This is a genomic window from Sphingomonas sp. CARO-RG-8B-R24-01 (genome assembly GCF_022662295.1).
Classification (GTDB): Bacteria; Pseudomonadota; Alphaproteobacteria; order Sphingomonadales; family Sphingomonadaceae; genus Sphingomonas.
The window spans coordinates 119,770-142,049 of record NZ_JAKNQI010000011.1 but is presented as its reverse complement, the minus strand read 5'-3'; the positions used below and the strand labels follow the sequence as shown (position 1 = coordinate 142,049).

Here is a 22,280-nt window from a genome sequence, read left to right as displayed (position 1 = left end):
GGCGTGTCGAGCGCGGGCTGTCGCGATAGTGATTGACGTTCGCGTCATCCCCCCGCACATCTCGACAAAAGAAGGTTGCAAGAGAGGACTGATCTGATGACGCTCGACTCCGTCGCCGGCCGCTTTGCGTATACCGAAGATCACGAGGCATTCCGCCAGACGGTGCGGAGCTTCCTGCAGAAGGAAGGCGTCCCGCACGTCAATCGCTGGGAGGAAGACCGGCTCGTCCCCAAGGATTTCTGGCGCAAGGCGGGCGAGATCGGGATGCTCTGCCCGACCGTGCCCGAGGCTTACGGCGGGCTGGGGCTCGACTTTGGCTATAATGCGATCGTCGACGAGGAGATGGCGTATAATGGCGTGCCCGCGGGCTTCTCGCTCCAGTCCGACATCGTCTGCGGTTATCTCGAAACCTATGGGTCGGAAGAGCAGAAGGGGCAGTGGCTCCCCAAGCTCGTCTCGGGCGAGGTGATCACCGCGATCGCGATGACCGAGCCGGGCACTGGATCCGATCTCCAGGCGATCCGCACGACCGCGAAAAAGGATGGCAATCACTATGTCATCAATGGGTCCAAGACTTACATCACCAACGGCCAGAACACCGACCTGACCCTGGTCGTCGCCAAGACCGACCCCGATGCCAAGCCCGCGTGGAAAGGCATGTCGATCATCCTGGTCGAAAGCGACCGCGAGGGGTTCAGCAAGGGCCGCAAGCTCGACAAGATCGGGCAAGACGCCGCCGACACGTCCGAGCTGTTCTTCGAGGATGTCCGCGTGCCGATGACCAATTGCCTCGGCGAAGAGGGCAAGGGTTTCATCTATCTGATGAGCCAGCTGCCGCAGGAACGCCTGTCGATCGCGGTGTCGGTCCACGCGTCGGCGCAAAAGGCGTTCGACGAGACGGTCGAGTTCACCAAGACGCGCAAGGCCTTTGCGGGGATGGTGTTCGATTTCCAGAACACGCGCTTCGTGCTCGCGGACCTGAAAGCCAAGCTGCAGGTCGGCTGGGCGCATCTCGACTGGGCGATCACGCGGCATCTGAAGGGCGAACTGACCAACGAGGAAGGCGCCGCCGCCAAGCTGTGGCACACCGATCTGCAATGGGAGGTAATGGACGCCTGCCTCCAGCTCCACGGCGGCGCTGGCTATATGAACGAATATCCGATCGCGCGCGCGTGGCGCGCTGCGCGGGTGACGCGGATCTTCGGGGGGACGAACGAGATCATGAAGGAGCTGATCGGGCGCTCGCTGTAGCGCGCGACGCGACGGAGCGGGAGCGCCGCCCCTAGCCGCACCAGGGCGTCATCACCGCTGCGTCTCCAGATAGGCGATGACATCCGCGCGATCGAGCGGATCGGCCAGTCCCGCGAACCCCATCGCCGTGCCGGGCGCAAAGCGCCGGGGGTTGGCGAGCCAGGCATCCATCCGCGCGCGCGTCCAGCGTCCGCCGACCGCCTGCAATGCGGCCGTATAGGCGAAGCGCGGACTGTTCTGGCCGATCTCCTGTCCCATTACCCCGTACAGGTTGGGTCCCCCGAGATCGGGTGCGCCCCGGCCGATCGAATGGCAGGCGGAGCACCGGGTGAAGAGCCTGGCGCCCGCAGCGGCGCTGGCCACCCGCGCGAGCGCCGCCACCGACGGCATCGGCCCCGCCGCACGACGGCGCGCTTCCCTGTCGTCGGGCGAACAGGCGGCGAGCACCAGCGCGGCGGCGAGCGCAAGGATCATCGATCGGGACACCATCATGCCACCGTACAGGGCGGCATCCTGTCCTACAAACCGGATTGCTGCTAGGATCCCGCTTCGCTCTTTGACAGCATTGCATGCCACCGTCCGCCTGTAAAAGTCTGGAAGGGGCAGGAAAGAAGCGCCGCTTCGCGATCGTTTTCGCCTAACTTTCCCCTAACCTTCCAAGTCCGACCGACGGTAGCGCGCACGGGATATCGAACCGCCACACGCGATCGGCAAGGCTGTTGACAGCCTCCCCATCCTGCCGGATTACTCCACCAATACAGCGCGAAACGCGCGAAGGGGGTTGGGCATGAAGCATATCGGTTTGGCCACGGTGGCGCTCGCCGCCCTGCTGGCGGGCTGCGCGAGCGATGGGGGTGGCCATCCGGCAAGCGTTTCGACCAAGGCGGATGCCGCCAAGGGCTCGGGCAAGGGTCCCGGCGTCGGCAAGGGGTTCAGCCATGATCCCTTCCCATCGACCTACAAGCGCTATCCGGGCACCCCGACGCTCGTCACGCACGTCACCATCTTCGACGGCGAAGGCGGCAGGATCGACAATGGGTCGGTGCTGTTCGCCGACGGCAAGATCGTCGCGCTCGGCCAGAGCATCGATGCGCCGGCCGGCGCGACCGTGATCGACGGCACCGGCAAGACGCTCACGCCCGGGATCATCGATATTCACAGCCATCTCGGCGACTATCCGACGCCCGCGGTCGAGGCCAATTCGGACGGTAACGAGGCGACCAGCCCGACCACCCCCGAAGTCTGGGCCGAGCACAGCGTATGGCCGCAGGACCCCGGCTTCAGCCGTGCGCTCGTCAATGGCGGGGTGACGACGCTGCAGATCCTCCCCGGTTCGGCGAACCTGATGGGCGGCCGCTCGGTCGTCATCAAGAACGTCTATGCGCGCACCGAGCAGGGGATGAAGTTCCCCGGCGCGCCTTACGGTCTCAAGATGGCGTGCGGCGAGAACCCCAAGCGCGTCTATGGCAGCAAGGGACGCGAGCCCTCGACCCGGATGGGCAACATCGCGGTCGACCGCCAGACCTGGGCGAAGGCGGTCGAGTATAAGCGCAAATGGGACAAATACGAGAAGGACGGCGGCGAGGTCCCCGGCCGCGACATCGCGATGGACACGCTCGCAGGCGTGCTGTCGGGCGAGATCCTCGTCCAGAACCATTGCTACCGCGCGGACGAAATGGCCATCGTCATGGATATGGCGAAGGAGTTCGGCTACCACGTCAGCGCGTTCCACCACGCGGTCGAGGCGTACAAGATCGCCGATTTGTTGAAGCAGAACGGGACCTGCGCCGCGGTCTGGGCGGACTGGTGGGGCTTCAAGATGGAGTCGTACGACGCGATCGGCGAGAATCTCGCGCTGCTCCAGAAGAACGGCGCGTGCGCGATGATCCACTCGGATGACGAGAACGGAATCCAGCGCTTGAACCAGGAAGTCGCCAAGGCGCTCGCCGCCGGGCGGCGCGCGGGGATCCAGATCTCGGACGCGGTCGCGTGGGAATGGCTGACCTACAACCCCGCCAAGGCACTCCACATCGCCGACAAGACCGGCAGCCTCAAGCCCGGCAAGATGGCCGACGTCGTGCTGTGGAACGGCAACCCGTTCAGCGTCTATACCCGGCCCGAGAAGGTGTGGATCGACGGCGCTTTGCTTTACGACGCGAACGACCCGAAACGCCGACCGGTTTCTGATTTCGAACTTGGCCAGCCCGGCTCGGGAGATGTGAAGTGAAGCGCCTGCTCCTCCTCTCCGCCGCGCTGCTGGCAACCCCCGTGGCGGCGCAGACCGTCGCGATCACCAACGCCAAGCTCGTCATCGGTGACGGCTCCGCGCCGATCGAGGGTGGCACCGTGATCGTGCGCGACGGTCGCGTGGTCGCGGCTGGGCGCGGGGTCGCGGTTCCCGGCGGGGTCGAAACGGTCGATGCGGGCGGGCGCTGGGTCACCCCCGGGATCGTCGCCGGCTTTACACGGATGGGGATCATCGAAGTCGACGGCGTCGACGAGACCGCGGATGCTGGCGCGAAGACCAGCCCGTTCCACGCCGCGATCGACATCGCGTCGGCGGTCAATTCGAGCACCAGCGCGATCCCGCTCAACCGCGCCGAGGGGGTGACACGCGCGATCGTCGCGCCCGACAACGCCGGGTCGATCTTCGCGGGGATGGGCGCGGTGATTGATCTCGGGGCGGACCGTTCGCCGGTCACCCGGCCGCGCGCGTTCCAGTTCATGGAATATGGCGTGGACGGCGGGCGCGCCGCCGGGGGGAGCCGGCCCGCCGCGATCGCGATGTTCCGCAACGCGATGGCGCAGGCGAAGGACTTCGCGCGCGACCCCAATCACTATGCCGACCAGGGCAAGGGCGCGCTGCTGACTCGCGCCGATGCCGAGGCTCTTGTTCCTGTGGCGAACGGCAGGATGCCGCTGCTCGTTCATGTCGAGCGCGCGTCGGACATGCTCGCGCTGATCGACCTCAAGCGGGATTTCCCCGCGGTGAAGATGGTCTTCGTCGGCGCGGCGGAGGGCTGGATGGTCGCGCCGCAACTCGTCGCGGCGCGCATCCCGGTGATTGCGTCGGCGCTGACCGATCTGCCCAATTCGTTCGATCAACTGGGCTCGACCCAGTCGAACGTCGGGCGGATGAAGGCGGCGGGGGTGCTCGTCGGACTGGGCACGATCAACGACAATGACGCGCGCCAGGCGCGGCTCGAAAAGCAATATGCGGGCAATCTGGTCGCGTTGACCAAGCTGCCGGGCGCGACCGGGCTCGACTGGAATGCGGCGTTCGCGGCGATCACCTCGGTGCCGGCGGAAGCGATCGGGATGGGTGACGAGATCGGCTCGCTCAAGGCGGGGCGGCGCGGCGATGTCGTGGTGTGGGATGGCGATCCGCTGGAACTGGGGACCGGGGTGGCTGCGGTCTATATCGACGGGGTGAAACAGCCGCTGCGCACCCGGCAGGATGCGTTGCGCGACCGGTATATGGTCCCGCAGGAAGGCGCTTTGCCGAAGGCGTACGAGCGGTAGCAGGTTTTAACACTTCCCCGGCGGAGGCCGGGGCCCAGTAGCGAAGGTCGATGTAGAGGGCAGCTACGGAGCTACCCGCGGCCCGCGACTGGGCCCCGGCCTTCGCCGGGGAAGAAGGCCAACCGGTTCAATCCGCGTCGTGAAACACCGCAGGCCGTTTCTGGATGTTCGCCGCAACCTGTTCCATCATCGCGGGCTTGCCCATCACCGCGACCTGCTCGGCGGTCTCTGCTTCGAGTAACGTCCGCGCATCCGCATCGAACGCCAGGTTGCACAACCGCTTCGCCCCGCGGATCGCATTGGGGCTTTTCGCAGCGATCAGATGCGCCAGTTCCAGCGCCGCCGCATGCGGCGCATGGGCGATCCGCGTGACGAACCCGTGGTGGAGCGCCTCGTCGGCATCGAACTCGCGCGACGTATAGACCAGCTCGCGCAGCACGTCGTCGCGCACCAGCCCGCGCCAGATCGGGAAGCCCGCCATGTCGGGGACCAGCCCCCAATAACTCTCTCGGATCGCGAAACGCGTCCCCGGCGCGGCGATCCTGATGTCCGCGCCCGACATGATCTGGAACCCGCCGCCGAACGCGACCCCGTGCACCGCCGCGATTACCGGCATCGGCAGGTTGCGCCACCCCCAGGTGACATGCTGCGGCAGGATGCTGCCCTGCGCGTTGCGGTCGACCGTGCTCAGCCCCGATCCGCCCCCCGCCATGCTCGTCATGTCGAGCCCCGCGCAGAACGCCTTGCCCTCGCCCGACAGCACGACGCAGCGCACGTCCTTGCGCGTGTGGAGCGAATCGATCGCCGCGCCGATCCCCTCGAACATCGCGGGGTCGATCGCATTCATCTTGTCCGCGCGCGTCAGCCGCACGTCGGCGACGTGATCGGTGACGGTGATCGAAACCCGGTCGTTCATGCTCTTCTCCATCAGACGATCCGGCTGCCCGTCTCGCCCCAATAGTGGTCTCGCAGCAGCCGTTTGTACAATTTGCCCGTCGCATGGCGTGGCAGTTCCGCGGTGAAATCGATCTGCCGCGGCGTCTTCACCCCCGACAATTCGGCGCGGCACCAGGCGATCAGTTCAGCGGCCAACTCCGGCCCCGCTTCGCGCATGTCGACCGGCTGCACCACCGCGACGACGCGCTCGCCCATTGCCGCATCGGGCGCGCCGATCACCGCGACGTCGGCGACGCGCGGGTGCGTGATCAGCCGGTTCTCGATCTCCTGCGGGTAGATGTTGACGCCGCCTGAGATGATCATGAAGCTCTTGCGGTCGGTGAGGTACAGATAGCCGTCCGCGTCGATCCGCCCGATATCGCCGAGCGTCGACCAGCCGAACGCATTGCGCGCCTCGGCGGTCTTTTCGGGATCGTTGTGATATTCGAACGCGCCGCCGCCCTCGAAATAGATCAGCCCTTCCTCGCCCGCCGCGACCTCCGCGCCATCCTCGCCGCAGACGTGGAGCACGCCGTACGCCGCCTTGCCAACCGATCCGCGATGCGCGAGCCATTCGGTCGAGGCGATCGTCGTCAGGCCATTCCCCTCCGACCCGGCATAATATTCGAACAGCACTGGTCCCCACCAGTCGATCATCGCTTCCTTCACCGGAACCGGGCACGGCGCGGCGGCATGGATCGCGACCTTGAGGCTCGACAGATCGTGCCGCGCGCGCGCCGCGGGATCAAGCTTGAGCAGCCGGACGAAATGCGTCGGCACCCATTGGCTCGCGGTGATGCGATAGCGTTCGATCGCAGCGAGCGCGGCTTCGGGCTCGAAATGCTCCATCATCACGACGGTGCCGCCGAGCCGCTGGACCGTCATCGACCAGCGAAGCGGCGCGGCATGATAGAGCGGCGCGGGGCTGAGATAGATGCTGTCGGGGCCAAGCCCGTAAAGCCCGCGCGCGAGCATTTCGAGCACGGTCATCGCTTCGATGTCGGGATCTACGGGCAAGGCGACGCGGACGCCCTTGGGGCGGCCGGTCGTACCCGAGGAATAAAGCATGTCGACTCCGGCGCGTTGGTCGGGGATTGGGTCGGCGGGCATGGCGGCCACGGCAGCGTCCCAGTCCTGCCAGCCGGGGATGACGCCACCGACCGCGAAGCGCAGAAGCTCGGGCGCGATGTGTTCGGCCACCGACGCGAGCCCCGCCGACGCGACCACCAGCTTCGCGCCCGAGTCCGCGAGGATATAGCCGACCTCGGGCGCGGTCAGCTTGGTCGAGATGCAGACGAAGAACAGCCCGCTGCGCTGCGCGCCCCAGGCCACGTCGTAGAATTGCGGCATGTTCTCGCAGAACAAGGCGATCGTATCGCCCGCTTCCAGGCCATGCGCTCGAAAGAGCCGCGCGGCGCGGTTGGACCGCTGGTCGAGTTCGGCGAAGCTGATCGTCTCGCCGGTTTCGGCGACGATGAGCGCAGGCTTGCCCGGATCACTCCGCGCGTGGACGCATGGGTGCGACATTCGCCGGCCTCTCCCCTGTAGATTCGTTTTGTTTTGCAACGGGAAGCTAGCGCGGGACGAAGCGCGCGGCAACGGGGCGTTTTCCAGGGGGTGCGCGGCCCTTCATTGCTTCCCCGGCGAAGGCCGGGGCCCAGTAGGGAGACAGAAGAGCCTTGAGCGCTGCGCTTCGTTACCCCGGCCATCTCTACTGGGCCCCGGCCTTCGCCGGGGAAGTGGCTTGGTTAGGCGTGGCCGCAAAGATCTCTGCACACACGCAAACGGCCGATCCCGAAGGACCGGCCGCTCGTGCATTAGCCAGAAACCGGAAAGCCTCAGCCAGCCGCAGGCGACCGCCGACCGCCGCCGCCAGCCGGGCGACCACCGCCCGCCGGACGGCCGCTGCCACCCGGACGACCACCACCGGCCGGACGACCCGCGCCCGCAGGACGACCAGCGCCCCCCGCCGGACGCGCGCCACCGGCGCTATAGGGACGGCTGCCGCCGGCAGGACGCTCGCCGGTCGGGCGCGCGGCGTGGGTTGCGCGCGGCGGCGCACGGTGACGGCCGCTCTCGTCGCGCGGACGATCGCTGACGTCGGAACCCGCCGGGCGCGCCGCCTTGATGCGGGCTGCTTCGGCCATGAAGCCCTCGGGGAGCTTGACCATGTCGGGCTTGACGCGCGTCAGCTTCTCGATGTCGCGCAGGTAGCTCCGCTCGTCATCCGCGCAGAAGCTGATCGCGATGCCCGATGCGCCGGCGCGTGCGGTACGGCCGATGCGGTGGACATATTGCTCTGCCACGTTGGGCAGCTCGAAGTTGAACACGTGGCTGACGCCCGAAACGTCGATCCCGCGCGCCGCGATGTCGGTCGCGACCAGCACCTTGACCTTGCCGCTCTTGAACTCGCCGAGCGCGCGCTCCCGCTGCGGCTGGCTCTTGTTGCCGTGGATCGCGTTCGCCGGGATGCCGTTCGCACCGAGCAGCTTCACGACGCGGTCCGCGCCATGCTTGGTCCGCGTAAAGACGAGGCAACGCTCGATCGCGCCGTCCGCCAGCAGCATCGTCAGCAGCGCCTGCTTCTCGCCCTGGTTGACGAAATAGACATATTGCTCGACGCGCTCGGCAGTGCTCGACACCGGGGCAACCTTGACGGTCGCGGGATCGTTGAGGAACTGGTCGGCGAGCTCGCGGATCGCGTTCGGCATGGTGGCCGAGAAGAACAGCGTCTGGCGCACGCGCGGCAGCATCTTCACGATCTTGCGCAGCGCGTGGATGAAGCCGAGGTCGAGCATCTGGTCGGCTTCGTCGAGCACGAGGATCTCAAGCATCGCGAGGCTGACCATGCGCTGCTCGATCAGGTCGAGCAGACGGCCCGGCGTGGCGACGAGGATGTCGACGCCGCGGCTCATGTCCTGACGGTTCTTGTTGATGCTGGTCCCGCCGAACACCGTCGCGACGGTCATCTTCGAGAACTTCGCATAATCGCGCGCGCTATCGGCGATCTGGCTGGCGAGTTCGCGCGTCGGCGCGAGAACCAGCATCCGGCAATGCGTCGGCAGGACGCGCTTGTCGGCGGCGACGAGGCGCTGGATCGACGGCAGCACGAACGCGGCGGTCTTGCCGGTGCCGGTCTGCGCGATGCCGAGCAGATCGCGGCCTTCGAGCAGCATCGGGATCGACTGCGCCTGGATCGGGGTGGGGGTGGTATAGCCCTTTGCTTCGAGCGCGCGAACGAGCGGCTCGGCAAGGCCGAGATGGGCGAAAGACATGAAAGTGTATTCCATTGCATATGCCATGGACGCACGTTCTCGACGCGCGGATGGCGGGGGGAGGATTTGACACCCCGCGTGAAAAGGGAAGTCCGTTTGGTAACGACCGAGGCGGAGCTGGGACGATAAAGTCCGATCACGCTGCATGACGCTTCGATGAGCGCCATATGGCCGAGGCGGGGGCGGAAGTCAAGGTTGGGTGTGGGGCGGTCGCGTGTGCGCTATCCGTTTTCCCGCGCAGGCGGGAATCCAGCGTTTTGCAGAACAACGCCTCGTTGCGTTCGCGACTCCTGGACTCCCGCCTTCGCGGGAGCACGAGCGGCGTATCGATCACCCGACCCGGTTCGCCTCCAGCCCCGCGCGGAAATCATCCGGCAGCGTCGTCAGCCCGCCACTCGCACTCATCACGATCACGACGTCGCAGGTCGCGACGCATGTGCCGTTCTGGAACGCCGCCGACAGGATCTGCCAGCTGCGATTGCCGACCTCGCCGATCCCGGTGGCGACCGCGACGTCATCGGGAAAATACGCCTCGGCGATATAATTGACCTCGACGCGCGCGACGAGCCAGCGATGCCCCGACCAGCCCGCCAGCCCGAGGGCGCGGTTGAACCGCACGCGCGCGCTCTCGAATAGTGCCGCCATCGCGACGTTGTTAATATGGCCGAGGACATCGAGGTCCTGGAACCGCGTCTGGATCGTCGTGGTGTGCGGATAGTGCGCGGAGTCCTGCCGCGCCGGATCGGGCCGCGCCATTCAGCGCGGCGCCATCCGGATCGCGCCGTCGAGCCGCACGTCCTCGCCGTTGAAATAGCTGTTCTCGACCATCGCAAGCGCGAGCTTGGCATATTCCTCGGGTTTCCCCAGCCGCTTGGGAAAGGGGACCGAAGCGGCGAGATTGTCCTTCACCTGCTGTGGCGCGCCCTGCATCAACGGGGTCTCGAAAATGCCAGGGAGGATCGTGTTGACGCGAATTCCTTCGCCCATCAGGTCGCGCGCGATGGGGAGGGTCATGCCGACGACCCCGCCCTTGGACGCGGAATAGGCGGCCTGGCCGATCTGCCCGTCCTCGGCGGCGACGCTCGCGGTCATCACGATCGCGCCGCGTTCGCCGTCTTCACCCGGATCGAGGGTGAGCATCCCGGCGGCCGACTTTGCAACGCAGCGGAACGTGCCGACGAGGTTGATCTGGATGAGCCAGTCGAACGCGGCGAGGCTGAAATGCTTGATGCTGCCGTCTTCCTTCGAGCGGCTCGCGGTCTTCATCGCATTGCCGGTGCCTGCGCAGCAGACGAGGATCGCTTCCTGCCCATGCGCCGCGCGCGCCTTGGCGAAGCCCGCGTCGACCGAGTCCTCGGACGTGACGTTGACTTCGCAGAAGGTGCCGCCGATCTCCGCGGCGATCGCTTCGCCCTTCTCGGTCTGCATGTCGAAGATCGCGACCTTGACGCCCTTGGCGGCGAGCGCGCGGGCGGTCGCGGCGCCGAGGCCGGAGGCTCCGCCGGTGACGACGGCGGCGGTGGTGGAGTCTAGGTTCATGGCGTTTCCTCCCTTGGAATGAGCACGCCCCTCCCCTTCAGGGGAGGGGATGGGGGTGGGGCGTGCCTCGCAGAGAGGTCGTTCTGCTGGACCGCCCCACCCCAACCCCTCCCCTGAAGGGGAGGGGCTAAGTGAGATCAGCGCCGTTCGATAATCGCGGCGTCGACGCACTTGGCGGCGCCGGCGGTGACGACGGCGGCGGTGGTGGAATCGAGAATCATGTTAGGGTCCCTCCCTTGGAACGAGAACGCCCCTCCCCTTCAGGGGAGGGGATGGGGGTGGGGTGTGCCTCGCAGAGAACGCGCTCTGCTGGACTGCCCCACCCCAACCCCTCCCCTGAAGGGGAGGGGCTAAGAATAATCAAAGCCGTTCGATGATCGTGACGTTGGCAATACCGCCGCCCTCGCACATCGTTTGCAACCCGTAGCGCCCGCCCGAGGCGTGCAGCGCATGGACCAGCGTCGCCATCAGCTTCGTCCCCGAAGCGCCGAGCGGATGCCCCAACGCAATCGCGCCGCCGTTGACGTTCAACCGCGCATGATCCGCCCCGGTATGCTTGAGCCACGCGAGCGGCACCGGCGCAAACGCTTCGTTGACCTCGTACAGGTCGATATCTTCGATCTTCATCCCCGAACGCTGCAACGCGCGGTCGGTCGCGAACAGCGGTTCCTCGAGCATGATCACCGGGTCGCCCCCGGTCACGGTCAGGTTGACGATCCGCGCGAGCGGGGTGAGCCCATGCTCCTTCAACGCGCGCTCGCTGACGATCATCACCGCCGACGCGCCATCGCAGATCTGGCTGGCGTTGGCCGCGCTGATGTTGCCGCCTTCCTGCAGCAATTTGACCGCGCCGATGCTCTCCAGCGTCGCATCCGCGCGGATGCCCTCGTCGGTGCGGTGACTAATCACACCGTCGGGCGTCTCGACGTCGAGCGCGAGGATCTCCTTGTCGAACGCGCCCCGCTCGGTCGCGGCGGCGGCGCGGCGGTGACTTTCGACCGCGAAGGTGTCGAGCTGCTCGCGGGTGAAGCCGTGCTTCTTGACGATCATCTCCGCGCCCATGAACTGGCTGAACATGACGCCGGGATATTTCTCTTCAAGGAGCGGCGACTTGTAGTTGCCCAGCCCCTCTTTCATGAACAGCGTCGCGGTGGTGCCCATCGGCACGCGCGTCATGCTCTCGACGCCTGCCGCGATGACGATGTCCTGCGTTCCCGACATCACCGCCTGCGCGGCGAACTGCATCGCCTGTTGCGAGGAACCGCACTGCCGGTCGATCGACACCGCGGGGACGGTGTCGGGCAAATTCTTCGCCGCGAGCACCGCGTTGCGCCCGACCTGCCCCGCCTGCTGCCCGCCCTGCATCACGCAGCCCATGATCACGTCGTCGACCGCCGCGCCGTCGATCCCGGTGCGCGCGACGATCGCGTCGAGCACCGACGCCGCCAGGTCGACCGGATGCCAGCCGGCGAGCTTTCCGCCGCGCTTGCCGCCAGCGGTGCGCACTGCGTCCACGATATAGGCCTCGGCCATGCTCGACTCCCCTAATGAAGGTTGTATTTTGCAACTGTCTTGCCCCGAATGGCCGCGACGGGCAAGAGTGCGGTTGCATACCCGAGGCTCGAAAGGACATTCCATGACGGTCAGCGAAGCGATCGCGGCGCGGCGCTCGGTCCGCGGGTTCCTGCCGACGCCGGTCGATCCGGCGGTGCTGTCCGGCATCGTCACCAAGGCTGCGCGCGCCGCGACCGGGGGCAATCTCCAGCCGTGGCACGTCGACCTGCTGACGGGCACGCCGCTCGCCGCGTTGAAGCAGACGATCGCCGCGAAGCTGTGGCGCGGCGAGACCGAGGAGCCCGCCTACGCCATCTACCCGCCCGACCTCGTCGCACCCTATCGCGACCGGCGTTTCGCGGTCGGCGAGGCGTTGTACGGCGAACTCGGCATCCCGCGCGAGGACAAGGCGGCGCGGCGCTTGTGGTTCGCGCGCAACTTCCAGTTCTTCGGCGCGCCCGCGGCGCTGTTCTGCAGCGTCGACCGGCGGATGGGGCCGCCGCAATGGGCCGACCTCGGCATGTATCTGCAGAATGTCATGCTGCTCGCGGTCGAGGCCGGACTGGCGACGTGCGCGCAGGAATGCTGGGCGATGTTTCCGGAGACGGTCGGCACGGCGATCGACCTGCCGCCGGAGCGGATGCTGTTCTGCGGCATGGCGATCGGGGTGGAGGACATCGCCGATCCGGCGAATGCGCTGCGTACACAGCGCGCGGACCCGGCGGAATGGCTGACGGTGCATGGCTAAGGTCCCCGCCGCGTCCGTCATCCCCCCTCAGGCATGGCCTCTGCGAAACCGTCGATGTTCTCCCGCGAATGCGGGAGTCCAAGCGTCGCGAGAACTGTAAGTCGTTGTTCTGCTTGGCTCTGGATTCCTGCCTTCGCGGGAAAGCGGCAAATGACGGGTGCGTAAGCCGACTTTCGCAGAGGTCCCGCCCGCGCGGGGAAGGACGGATGTTGGTTTGCACCCGTCCCGCATTGCGATACAGCGCGCGCCCATGCCGCCCGCCCCCCTCCCCGCCTTCGACCCCGCCCGTTTCAGCCGCCTCGGTGTCGGCGGCCATGGCGGGTTGCTGGGCCTCAGCTATCTTGCGCACGGTCCCGACTGGTGCGAGCTGCAGCTCCCGTATCGCGCGGACCTGATCGGTGATCCCGACAGCGGCGTGCTCGCGTCCGGCCCGATCCTGACGATGATGGACATGGCGACCAGCCTCGCGGTGTGGACCCGGCTCGGCACCTTCCGCCCGCACGCGACGCTGGATCTCCGGATCGATTATCTGCGCCCCGCCACCCCAGGCAAGACCGTGATCGGCCACGGCGAATGCTATCGCATCACGCGCTCGATCTCGTTCGTGCGCGGGCAGGCGCATGACGGCGATCCGGCCGATCCGCTCGCGCATGTCGCGGGCACCTTCATGTTCACGGACGCCGCCTGATGCTCCCGCCTTATGCCCAGACGCTCGGAATCGAAATCGCGCCCGGCGACGATGCGATCCTGCTGACGATGCCATTCGGACAGGCGCTGACCGGACGCCCCGGCTGGCTCCACGGTGGCGCGATCGGCGGGTTGCTCGAGATGGCGGCGATCGTCGCAGTGCGCCAGGCGCTCGAAGACGATGGCGGCGGGCAGATCAAGCCGATCAACGTGACGGTCGATTACATGCGCGGCGGGCGCGACAAGCCGACCTATGCGCGCGGGGTCGTGACTCGGCTCGGCGGACGCGTCGCCAATGTCGAGGCGACCGCCTGGCAGGACGATCCCGCCAAGCCGATCGCCGCGGCTCGGATGAACTATCTGATCGCGCGCGCCTGACGCCTCACTTCTTCGCCAGCCGTACCAGCTTGCCGCCATCCTCGAGCAGCCAGATCGCGCCATCGGGGGCCTGCGCGACATCGCGGACGCGCTCGCCGATCTTATACTGGTTCGCGACCTTCGCGGTATTGCCCGCCAGCGTCACGCGGATCAGCGCCTCGCCCGACAGCGCGCCGATGAACAAATTGCCGCGGAACTCGGGGAACATCGCGCCGGTATAATCAATCATCCCGCCGGGCGAGATCGACGGGTTCCACCACAGCTTGGGGGCCTCGAGATCGGGGCGGCTGGGGTGATCGGGAATCGGCTTGCCCGAATAATTGTCGCCGTTCGAGACGATCGGCCAGCCGTAATTCTTCCCCGGCAGGATCACGTTGAGCTCGTCGCCGCCGCGGGGCCCCATCTCGACTTCCCACAGCGTACCGTCCTGCGCGAAGACCATGCCGTACGGGTTGCGATGCCCGCTGCTCCATGTCTGTGCACGGACCCCGCCCGCCGATGCCATCGGGTTGCCGGGCGCTGGTTTGCCGTCGAGCGTCAAGTGGAGGATCTTGCCGATCGCCTGGTCCGGATCCTGCGCCGGCGTGAAGCGCTGACGCTCGCCCGAGGAAAGGTAGAGCGACTTGCCGTCGGGCGCGAACAGGATGTTGGCACCGAACTGGCCACCGACCCCGTCGCTCCCCGCGCGCCACAGCACCTGCAGGTTGACCAGCGCGGTCCCGGTAAACAGCCCGCGTGCGAGCGCCAGGCTACTCCCGCCCGGGCGCGGTTCGGAATAGCTGATATAGACCAGCTTGCTCGTCGCGAAATCAGGGGCGGGCGCGATGTCGAGCAATCCGCCCTGATTGTCGAACAGCACCTTGGGCGCCCCCGTGATGTCGGCGATCGATCCGTCCGGGCGGCGCAGCTTAATCTTGCCCGCCTTCTCGGTGACGAACGCCGACCCGTCGGGCAAGAACGCGATCGCGAACGGATCCTCGAACTGGCCAAGTGTCTGCATCGCGAATGGTGGTGCGGTTTCCTTGGTATTGGCGTGGCCTGTCGTGGCCGCGACATTCTTGACCGTCGCGTCGGGCGCGTCGTCGGGCAGGCTCGTGACGGGGGCCATGGTCGATGCCGGTGCCGGTGCGGACGATGCGGGCGACGTCGGCGAAGACTGGGTCGCGGCGGGTGCGGCGGTGGATTGCTGCGGCGACCCCGAACAGGCGGTGGCCGCCAGCAGCAGGGCAAGCGGTGCACGGGACGTCAGCATCGGCGATTCTCCTGGGGTCTTAGACACATACTGTCGTCGCCGCGGAGTGGTTCCACGCCTGTACAGGGTCTTGCTACACGGGACTGCCGGGACGGGTCGATCGAAATCCCGTGCGTGGCTTCCCGAAACGCTAACCGCTCCGCGCACGATCGCGCATCACAGCCGCTTGCCAGCCCCCCGCAATCCGACTATATCGCCGCTATTCTCTACATCATTGGATGAAGAGGCTGGAGCCCCCCGGTTCCGGCGCCGAACCGCTTTGACCATTGCCAAGCCCATTGCCAAGGATATCGCACGCTTGACCGAAACGCCCGACCTGACCGCGCTCGTCGCCCCCGAAGCCGAGGCCCTCGGATTCGATCTCGTGCGCGTCAAGCTGTTCGGCGGCAAGGGTGATCTCACGCTCCAGGTGATGGCGGAGCGCCCCGACACGCGCCAGCTGACGATCGACGATTGCGCCGAACTGTCGCGCCGCATCTCGGACGTGCTCGATGCGCTCGAGCTCGAGGGCAAGGATCCGATCGAGGACGAATATCGGCTCGAAGTGTCGTCCCCCGGGATCGACCGGCCGCTGACCCGGCTCAAGGATTTCAGCGACTGGGCGGGGCATGAGGCGCGGATCGTGCTGCTCGCGCCGATCGAGGGCCGCAAGGTGCTGACCGGCACGCTCAAGGGCGTGACCGACGACCGCATCGCGATCTATCTCGCCAAGCATGGCGAGCTCGACGTGCCGTTCGCGCAGGTCAACACCGCCAAGCTGGTGCTGACCGACGCGCTGATCGCCGCGACTCGCCCGCTGTCGATGGACGGCGCGGACGAAGAAGAAATCGAACACGACGACGAAGCTATGGACGCGCCCGAGGGTGCCGACCGCGAAGAAGGACATAACTGATGGCCACCCCAGCAACCTCCGGCGTCACCGCCAACCGCGCCGAGCTAATCGCGATTGCGAACGCGGTCGCCACCGAGAAGATGATCGACAAGGGCATCGTCATCGAGGCGATGGAGGACGCGATCCAGCGCGCCGCCCGCGCGCGCTACGGTGCCGAGAACGACATCCGCGCGAAGCTCGACCCCAATACCGGCGATCTCCGCCTGTGGCGCGTCGTCGAAGTGGTCGAGGCGGTCGATGACTATTTCAAGCAGGTCAATCTGAAGGAAGCCGAGAAGCTCCAGAAGGGTGCGGTCGTCGGCGACTATATCGTCGATCCGCTGCCCCCGATCGAATTCGGCCGCATCGCCGCGCAGGCCGCCAAGCAAGTCATCTTCCAGAAGGTCCGCGACGCCGAGCGCGAGCGTCAGTATGAAGAATTCAAGGACCGGATGGGCGAGATCATCACCGGCGTCGTCAAGCGCGTCGAGTTCGGCCATGTCGTCGTCGACCTTGGCCGCGCCGAGGGCGTGATCCGTCGCGACCAGCAGATCCCGCGCGAAGTCGTCCGCGTCAACGACCGGATCCGCTCGCTGATCCTCAACGTCCGCCGCGAGAACCGCGGGCCGCAGATTTTCCTCAGCCGCGCGCACCCCGACTTCATGAAGAAGCTGTTCGCGCAGGAAGTCCCCGAAATTTACGACGGCATCATCGAGATCAAGGCCGCTGCGCGCGACCCGGGTTCGCGCGCCAAGATCGGCGTCATCTCGCATGACTCTTCGATCGATCCGGTCGGCGCGTGCGTCGGCATGAAGGGCAGCCGCGTCCAGGCGGTCGTCCAGGAAATGCAGGGCGAGAAGATCGACATCATCCCGTGGTCGCCCGACACCGCGACCTTCGTCGTCAACGCGCTCCAGCCGGCCTCCGTGTCGCGCGTCGTGATCGACGAGGAAGAGGATCGCATCGAGGTCGTCGTTCCCGACGATCAGCTGTCGCTCGCGATCGGGCGTCGTGGCCAGAACGTGCGGCTTGCGTCGCAGCTGACCGCCAAGGCGATCGACATCCTGACCGAGGCGGATGCCTCCGAGAAGCGCCAGAAGGAATTCGTCGAGCGCTCGGCGCTGTTCGAGAAGGAACTCGACGTCGACGAGACGCTCGCGCAGCTGCTGGTCGCCGAAGGCTTCGGCAGCCTCGAGGAAGTCGCTTATGTCGGCGTCGACGAAATCGCGTCGATCGAAGGCTTTGACGACGATCTCGCCGCCGAGCTCCAGAGCCGCGCGACCGAGGCGCTCGATCGCCGCGAGCAGACCAACCGCGACGAGCGCCGTTCGCTCGGCGTCGACGACGCGCTTGCCGCATTGCCGCATCTCAACGAGGCGATGCTGGTCACGCTCGGCAAGGCCGGGATCAAGACGCTCGACGACCTCGCCGATCTGGCGACCGACGAGCTGATCCAGAAGAAGCGCCAGGAACAGCGCCGCCGCGCCGAGGATGCACCCAAGCGCGTCGAGGACAAGGGTGGCGTGCTCGGCGAGTATGGCCTGAGCGAAGCGCAGGGCAATGAGATCATCATGGCCGCACGCGCGCACTGGTTCGAGGATGAGGAAGCCGAGGTCGAGGCTGAAGAAGCGCCTGTTGCCGACGCTTCGGAGGAAAAGGACGCCTGATGCCGTTCGTCAGCATCCGCATTTCGGGCACCGCGACCAAGGACCAGAAGTCCGGGATCGTCGCGGATGTCACCCGGTCGCTGGTCGAGCGGCTGGGCAAGAACCCGGCTGCGGTGCAGATCGTGATCGAGGAAGTGTCGACCGAGAATTACGGCGCGGGCGGGCTTCTGATCGCCGACCGCGATGTCCCTAAGTTGCAGGAGGACGCACATGCGGAATCCTCGCAATGACTCGCTAGCGATCCACTTAGTCCTGGGCCTCTTCTTAGCCCCTCCCCTTCAGGGGAGGGGTTGGGGTGGGGCTGTACCGGGCGCAGGTCTCTGCGAGGCCCGCCCCACCCCCAACCCAGCGTCGGGTCGGTCATGCTCCCAGCATGACCTGAACAGCGCGGGGCGCTGTTCACCCGCCGCTCCTGAAGGGGAGGGGCTTAAGTAATGAACGACACTCCAGAAGATCCCACCGGCGCAATCCGCCGCTGCATCCTCCTCGGTGAGCGCGCCCCGCGCGAGACGCTTGTCCGCCTCGCGCTGTCCCCGGACGGCGCGGTCCACCCCGACGTACGCGCCAAGGCCCCCGGCCGTGGCGCATGGATCGGCGTGACCCGCACCGAGCTGGACACCGCAATCGCCAAGGGTAAGCTCAAGGCCGCGCTCGCGCGGGCGTTCAAGACCGGCCCGATCGCGATCCCCGAGGACCTGTCCGACAAGATCGCCACCGCGCTCGAACGCGCCGTGCTCGACCGCCTCGGACTCGAAGCGCGCACCGGCAACCTGTTGACGGGCGCGGAAAAGATCGAGACCGCGGCGCGCAGCGGCAAGCTTCACATGCTGCTCCACGCCTGCGATGCGGGCGCGGACGGCAACCGTAAACTCGATCAGGCCTGGCGCATCGGCAACGATGAAGAAGGAAGTGATTTGAGGGGGTTGGTTCTGCCGGTCCCGCGCACCATATTGGCCGTGGCACTAGGCCGCCAGAATGTGGTACATATAGGCCTGACTGATCCCGATGCCGCCGGACGCGTACGCGATTCGCTACACCGCTGGCTGCATTTCATCGGCCCTGACCCAACTCCCGCGCCTTGCGAAACGGCCTCGCAGGGGGCATCGGCGTCTCACCAAGACGCCGGTCCGCTGGCCGATCTGGCCCGAGTGCCGACAGACGACGTACACGAGGAATTTGAGTGAGCGATACCGAGAACGAAAAGCCGAAGCTGGGCATGCGCGCGCCTTTGGGCTTGAAGCGTACGGTCGAGACCGGCCAGGTCAAGCAGAGCTTTAGCCATGGACGGTCGAACACCGTCGTGGTCGAGGTGAAGCGCCGCCGCGTGCTCGGCCCGGGCGGCACCCCGGTCGATGCGCCCGTCGTCGAGGAAGCAGCGGCTCCGGCTGCGGCCCCCGCACCGGCACCAACCCCGGCCGCGCGCGCGCCGGAACCCCGCCGCGCGCCTCCGCCCGCGCCGGTTTCGCCCGCCAACTCGCTGCTGTCGCGGCAAGAACTCCAGACCAAGCTGCTGCGCGAGGCCGATGAGGCGCGCATGCAGGCGCAGGAAGAGAATCGTCGTCGCGACGAGCGTCTTCGCGCCGAGGCGCTCGAGGAAGATCGTCGCCGCGCCGAGGAACGCGCCAAGGCGCCTGCGCCGACGGCTGAGCCGATGCCCGCTCCCGAGCCGACGCCCGAGCCCGTCGCAGAGCAGGCGGCTCCTGCCCCGGCTCCGGTCGAAGCTGCAGCGCCCGAAGCGCCTGCTCCGGTCGCGGCACCCGCCGCCCCGGCAGCGCCGGTCGCCGCAACGCCTGCTCCGGTGGCAACGCCTGCGCCGGCCGCACCGGCGCCCGTAGCCCCTGCGCCGGTCGCAGCCAAGCCGACCCCCGCCCCTGCGCCAGCGCCAGCCCCCGTGCTGCGCCCGCTGTCGCTCGAGCGCGATCCGTCGATGCCGGCACCGCGCCTGTTCACGCCGGTTCCGCGGCCCGAGCGGCCCAAGCCGCCCGCGCCTGCGCCGGCACCCGAGCCGACGCCTGCTGCAACCACGGCTTCGGCAACGCCGACGCCCGCTGGCACCGTCAAGCGTCCGGGGTCGCCCTCGGCTGCCCCGACCGAAGCGCCGTCGCGTCCCGGTGCCGGTCCGCGTGACCGCAAGGGTGACGAGCGTCGCGGCGGCAAGCTGACCGTCAACCGCGCCCTCAACGATGGCGACGGTGCACGTGCGCGGTCGCTCGCTGCCTTGAAGCGCGCTCGCGAGAAGGAAAACCGCCGGATGGGCGGCCCGCGCGAGGTGCAGGCCAAGCAGATCCGTGACGTCGTGGTGCCGGAGGCGATCACCGTCCAGGAACTCGCCAACCGCATGGCGGAAAAGGGCGCGGACCTGGTCAAGACGCTGTTCAAGATGGGGATGCCCGTCACGATGACGCAGACGATCGACCAGGATACCGCCGAGCTGCTGGTGACCGAATTCGGCCACAATATTCAGCGCGTCAGCGATTCGGACATCGATCTGACCAACGACACGCATGAGGATCACGACGAGAACGCGGTCACGCGTCCGCCGGTCGTGACGATCATGGGTCATGTCGATCACGGCAAGACCTCGCTGCTCGACGCGCTGCGCGGGACCGATGTCGTGCGCGGCGAGGCCGGTGGCATCACCCAGCATATCGGTGCCTATCAGGTCACGCTGAAGGACAAGTCGAAGATCACCTTCCTCGACACCCCGGGCCATGAAGCGTTCACCGAGATGCGCCAGCGCGGCGCCAACGTGACCGACATCGTCGTCCTCGTGGTGGCGGCGGACGACAGCATCAAGCCGCAGACCGTCGAGGCGATCAACCATACGCGCGCCGCCGGCGTGCCGATGATCGTTGCGATCAACAAGGTCGACAAGCACGACGCCAATCCGCAGAAGGTGCGCGAGCAGCTGCTGCAATATGAGGTCGTGGTCGAGGAACTGTCGGGCGACGTCCAGGACGTCGAGGTCTCGGCGCTCAAGAAGACCGGTCTCGACGAGCTGATCGAAAAGATCCAGCTCCAGGCCGAACTGCTCGAGCTCAAGGCCAACCCGGACCGTACCGCCGAGGGCACCGTGATCGAGGCGAAGCTCGACAAGGGCCGCGGCCCGGTCGCGACGATCCTCGTCAACCGCGGCACGCTCAAGGTCGGCGACATATTCGTCGTCGGCGCCGAGAGCGGTAAGGTCCGCGCGATGACCAACGACAAGGGTCAGCAGATCAAGGTCGCTGGTCCGTCGATGCCGGTCGAGGTGCTCGGTCTCTCGGGTGTCCCGCGTGCGGGTGATCCACTCTCGGTGGTCGAGAGCGAGGCGCGTGCGCGTGAAGTCGCCGAATACCGCAAGGGCGTCATCACCGACAAGCGCACCGGGGGTGGCCCGGCCAGCCTCGAGTCGATGTTCTCGGCGCTCAAGGAAAAGCAGGCGATCGAATATCCGCTGGTGGTCAAGGCCGACACGCAAGGGTCGGTCGAGGCGATCGTGGGCGCGATCAACAAGATCTCGACCGATCTCATCAAGGCGCGCGTGCTGCATTCGGGCGTCGGTGGCATCACCGAGAGCGACGTGACGCTGGCGGGTGCGTCGGGCGCACCGATCATCGGCTTCAACGTCCGTCCGAACGCCAAGGCACGCGAGATCGCGGAACGGCAGAAGGTCGCGTTCAAATATTATGACGTGATCTATGACCTGACCGACGAGATCCGCGCCGGGATGGCGGGCGAGCTTGGACCCGAGGCGTTCGAAACGGTCGTCGGCCGCGCCGAAATCCGCGACGTCTTCTCGGCCGGCAAGCACGGCAAGGCGGCGGGTCTGCTGGTTACCGAGGGCAATATCCGCAAGGCGCTCAAGGCGCGTATTACCCGGGCGGATGTCATCATCTACCAGGGCGAGATCGCCTCGCTGCGTCGCTTCAAGGACGATGTCGCCGAAGTGCGCGCAGGTCTGGAGTGCGGCGTGACCTTCACGTCGAACTTCGTCGACATCAAGCCGGGCGACTTCCTCGAAACGTTCGAAGTCGAACTGCGCGAACGCACGCTGTAATCTTCTCCCTCTCCCCGCTAGCGGGGAGAGGGCAGACGAGCGAAGCGAAGTCGGGAGAGGGGCAGTGACGCGGACGTTGGTCTGCTGGACTGCCCCTCTCCCCGACCCTCTCCCCGGAGGGGAGAGGGAGGAAGAAGAATATGCGCCCGACCGATACCCCAGAATCCCGCAACGTCCGCCTGCTCCGCGTCGGCGAACAGATGCGCCACACGCTGAGCGAGATCCTCGCGCGCGGCGACGTGCACGACGAGACGCTGGCCAAGCATCCGGTGACCATCACCGAAGTCCGCATGTCGCCTGACCTCCGCCACGCGACGGTGTTCATGAAGTCGTTGCTCGGCAAGGACGAGGAAGCAGTGCTCAAGGCGCTGCGCACCAATACCGCGTACCTTCAACGCGAGGTCGCCTCGCAGGTGCGGATGAAATACGCCGCCAAGCTCAAGTTCCTGGCTGACGACAGCTTCGACGAGGGCAGCCACATCGACGCGTTGCTGCGCAAGCCCGAAGTTGCGCGCGACCTGGGGGAGCCCTCCGAAGATTGACCCTTGCGCCGGTAAGACG

The 22,280-nt window shown here is 66.9% G+C and carries 20 protein-coding genes; 12 read left to right on the top strand and 8 right to left on the bottom strand.

From position 1 onward, the window contains the following. Positions 1-96: 96 nt before the first annotated feature. Positions 97-1,251, top strand: a complete 1,155-nt coding sequence (locus tag L8G49_RS19090) for an acyl-CoA dehydrogenase family protein (RefSeq protein WP_242140291.1) — start codon at positions 97-99, stop codon at positions 1,249-1,251. Between the two features lie 51 nt (positions 1,252-1,302). On the opposite strand, the gene L8G49_RS19085 is transcribed toward L8G49_RS19090, so the two are convergent. Further along, on the bottom strand, positions 1,303-1,740 hold the full coding sequence (locus L8G49_RS19085) for a c-type cytochrome (protein WP_242140327.1): 438 nt from the start codon (positions 1,738-1,740) through the stop codon (positions 1,303-1,305). 298 nt (positions 1,741-2,038) lie between these two features. Between L8G49_RS19085 and L8G49_RS19080 the strand changes: the two genes are divergently transcribed. After that, positions 2,039-3,478 (top strand): amidohydrolase, encoded by a 1,440-nt coding sequence (locus tag L8G49_RS19080; protein ID WP_242140290.1) that lies wholly within the window; start codon positions 2,039-2,041, stop codon positions 3,476-3,478. Continuing rightward, a complete protein-coding gene (locus tag L8G49_RS19075) occupies positions 3,475-4,773 on the top strand; it encodes an amidohydrolase family protein (protein WP_242140289.1) in 1,299 nt (432 codons plus the stop codon). The genes L8G49_RS19080 and L8G49_RS19075 overlap by 4 nt, the downstream gene beginning before the upstream one ends. A 127-nt stretch (positions 4,774-4,900) precedes the next feature. Here the strand turns inward: L8G49_RS19075 and L8G49_RS19070 are convergent, their stop codons facing one another. The 6 genes from L8G49_RS19070 to L8G49_RS19045 form a co-directional block, all read right to left on the bottom strand. Then, entirely contained in the window at positions 4,901-5,689 is a 789-nt protein-coding gene (locus L8G49_RS19070) for a crotonase/enoyl-CoA hydratase family protein (protein WP_242187386.1), read from the bottom strand. Between the two features lie 11 nt (positions 5,690-5,700). Further along, positions 5,701-7,236, bottom strand: a complete 1,536-nt coding sequence (locus tag L8G49_RS19065) for an acyl-CoA synthetase (RefSeq protein ID WP_242187384.1) — start codon at positions 7,234-7,236, stop codon at positions 5,701-5,703. Positions 7,237-7,547: 311 nt separating this feature from the next. Continuing rightward, entirely contained in the window at positions 7,548-8,984 is a 1,437-nt protein-coding gene (locus L8G49_RS19060; protein ID WP_242187383.1) for a DEAD/DEAH box helicase, read from the bottom strand. Positions 8,985-9,314: 330 nt separating this feature from the next. Beyond that, a complete protein-coding gene (locus L8G49_RS19055) occupies positions 9,315-9,740 on the bottom strand; it encodes an acyl-CoA thioesterase (RefSeq protein WP_242187382.1) in 426 nt (141 codons plus the stop codon). Continuing rightward, positions 9,741-10,523, bottom strand: coding sequence for an SDR family NAD(P)-dependent oxidoreductase (locus L8G49_RS19050; protein WP_242187376.1), 783 nt, complete (start codon positions 10,521-10,523; stop codon positions 9,741-9,743). A 360-nt stretch (positions 10,524-10,883) separates the two neighbouring features. Then, positions 10,884-12,056 (bottom strand): acetyl-CoA C-acetyltransferase, encoded by a 1,173-nt coding sequence (locus tag L8G49_RS19045; RefSeq protein WP_242187374.1) that lies wholly within the window; start codon positions 12,054-12,056, stop codon positions 10,884-10,886. 103 nt (positions 12,057-12,159) lie between these two features. On the opposite strand from L8G49_RS19045, the gene L8G49_RS19040 reads away from it, so the two are divergent. The 3 genes from L8G49_RS19040 to L8G49_RS19030 all read left to right on the top strand — a co-directional run bounded on the left by L8G49_RS19040 (position 12,160) and on the right by L8G49_RS19030 (position 13,890). Then, positions 12,160-12,825, top strand: a complete 666-nt coding sequence (locus L8G49_RS19040) for a nitroreductase (RefSeq protein ID WP_242187372.1) — start codon at positions 12,160-12,162, stop codon at positions 12,823-12,825. 250 nt (positions 12,826-13,075) lie between these two features. Beyond that, the gene (locus L8G49_RS19035) at positions 13,076-13,513 is read left to right on the top strand and encodes a PaaI family thioesterase (protein ID WP_242187370.1); all 438 of its coding nucleotides are present in this window, start codon (positions 13,076-13,078) and stop codon (positions 13,511-13,513) included. After that, positions 13,513-13,890, top strand: coding sequence for a PaaI family thioesterase (locus L8G49_RS19030; RefSeq protein WP_242187369.1), 378 nt, complete (start codon positions 13,513-13,515; stop codon positions 13,888-13,890). The genes L8G49_RS19035 and L8G49_RS19030 overlap by 1 nt, the downstream gene beginning before the upstream one ends. Before the next feature lie 4 nt (positions 13,891-13,894). Here L8G49_RS19030 and L8G49_RS19025 read toward each other — a convergent pair whose 3' ends face one another. Then, positions 13,895-15,142 carry a PQQ-dependent sugar dehydrogenase gene (locus L8G49_RS19025; protein WP_242187368.1) on the bottom strand — a complete coding sequence of 416 codons (1,248 nt, stop codon included), beginning with the start codon at positions 15,140-15,142 and terminating at the stop codon, positions 13,895-13,897. A 298-nt stretch (positions 15,143-15,440) separates the two neighbouring features. Between L8G49_RS19025 and rimP the strand changes: the two genes are divergently transcribed. From rimP to rbfA, 6 genes are all read left to right on the top strand, one after another. After that, a complete protein-coding gene (gene rimP / locus L8G49_RS19020; RefSeq protein WP_242187367.1) occupies positions 15,441-16,034 on the top strand; it encodes a ribosome maturation protein RimP in 594 nt (197 codons plus the stop codon). Then, the gene (nusA, locus tag L8G49_RS19015; protein WP_242187366.1) at positions 16,034-17,680 is read left to right on the top strand and encodes a transcription termination factor NusA; all 1,647 of its coding nucleotides are present in this window, start codon (positions 16,034-16,036) and stop codon (positions 17,678-17,680) included. Before rimP ends, nusA begins: the two co-directional genes overlap by 1 nt. Beyond that, positions 17,680-17,910: a 4-oxalocrotonate tautomerase family protein gene (locus L8G49_RS19010; RefSeq protein WP_242187365.1), complete on the top strand. Its 231-nt coding sequence runs from the start codon at positions 17,680-17,682 to the stop codon at positions 17,908-17,910. The genes nusA and L8G49_RS19010 overlap by 1 nt, the downstream gene beginning before the upstream one ends. Before the next feature lie 204 nt (positions 17,911-18,114). Continuing rightward, the gene (locus L8G49_RS19005) at positions 18,115-18,864 is read left to right on the top strand and encodes a DUF448 domain-containing protein (protein ID WP_242187364.1); all 750 of its coding nucleotides are present in this window, start codon (positions 18,115-18,117) and stop codon (positions 18,862-18,864) included. Beyond that, positions 18,861-21,719 carry a translation initiation factor IF-2 gene (infB, locus tag L8G49_RS19000; RefSeq protein WP_242187363.1) on the top strand — a complete coding sequence of 953 codons (2,859 nt, stop codon included), beginning with the start codon at positions 18,861-18,863 and terminating at the stop codon, positions 21,717-21,719. The genes L8G49_RS19005 and infB overlap by 4 nt, the downstream gene beginning before the upstream one ends. Before the next feature lie 140 nt (positions 21,720-21,859). Next, complete coding sequence (rbfA, locus tag L8G49_RS18995; protein WP_242140273.1) at positions 21,860-22,261, top strand: 30S ribosome-binding factor RbfA; 402 nt, start codon at positions 21,860-21,862, stop codon at positions 22,259-22,261. Positions 22,262-22,280: the final 19 nt, after the last annotated feature.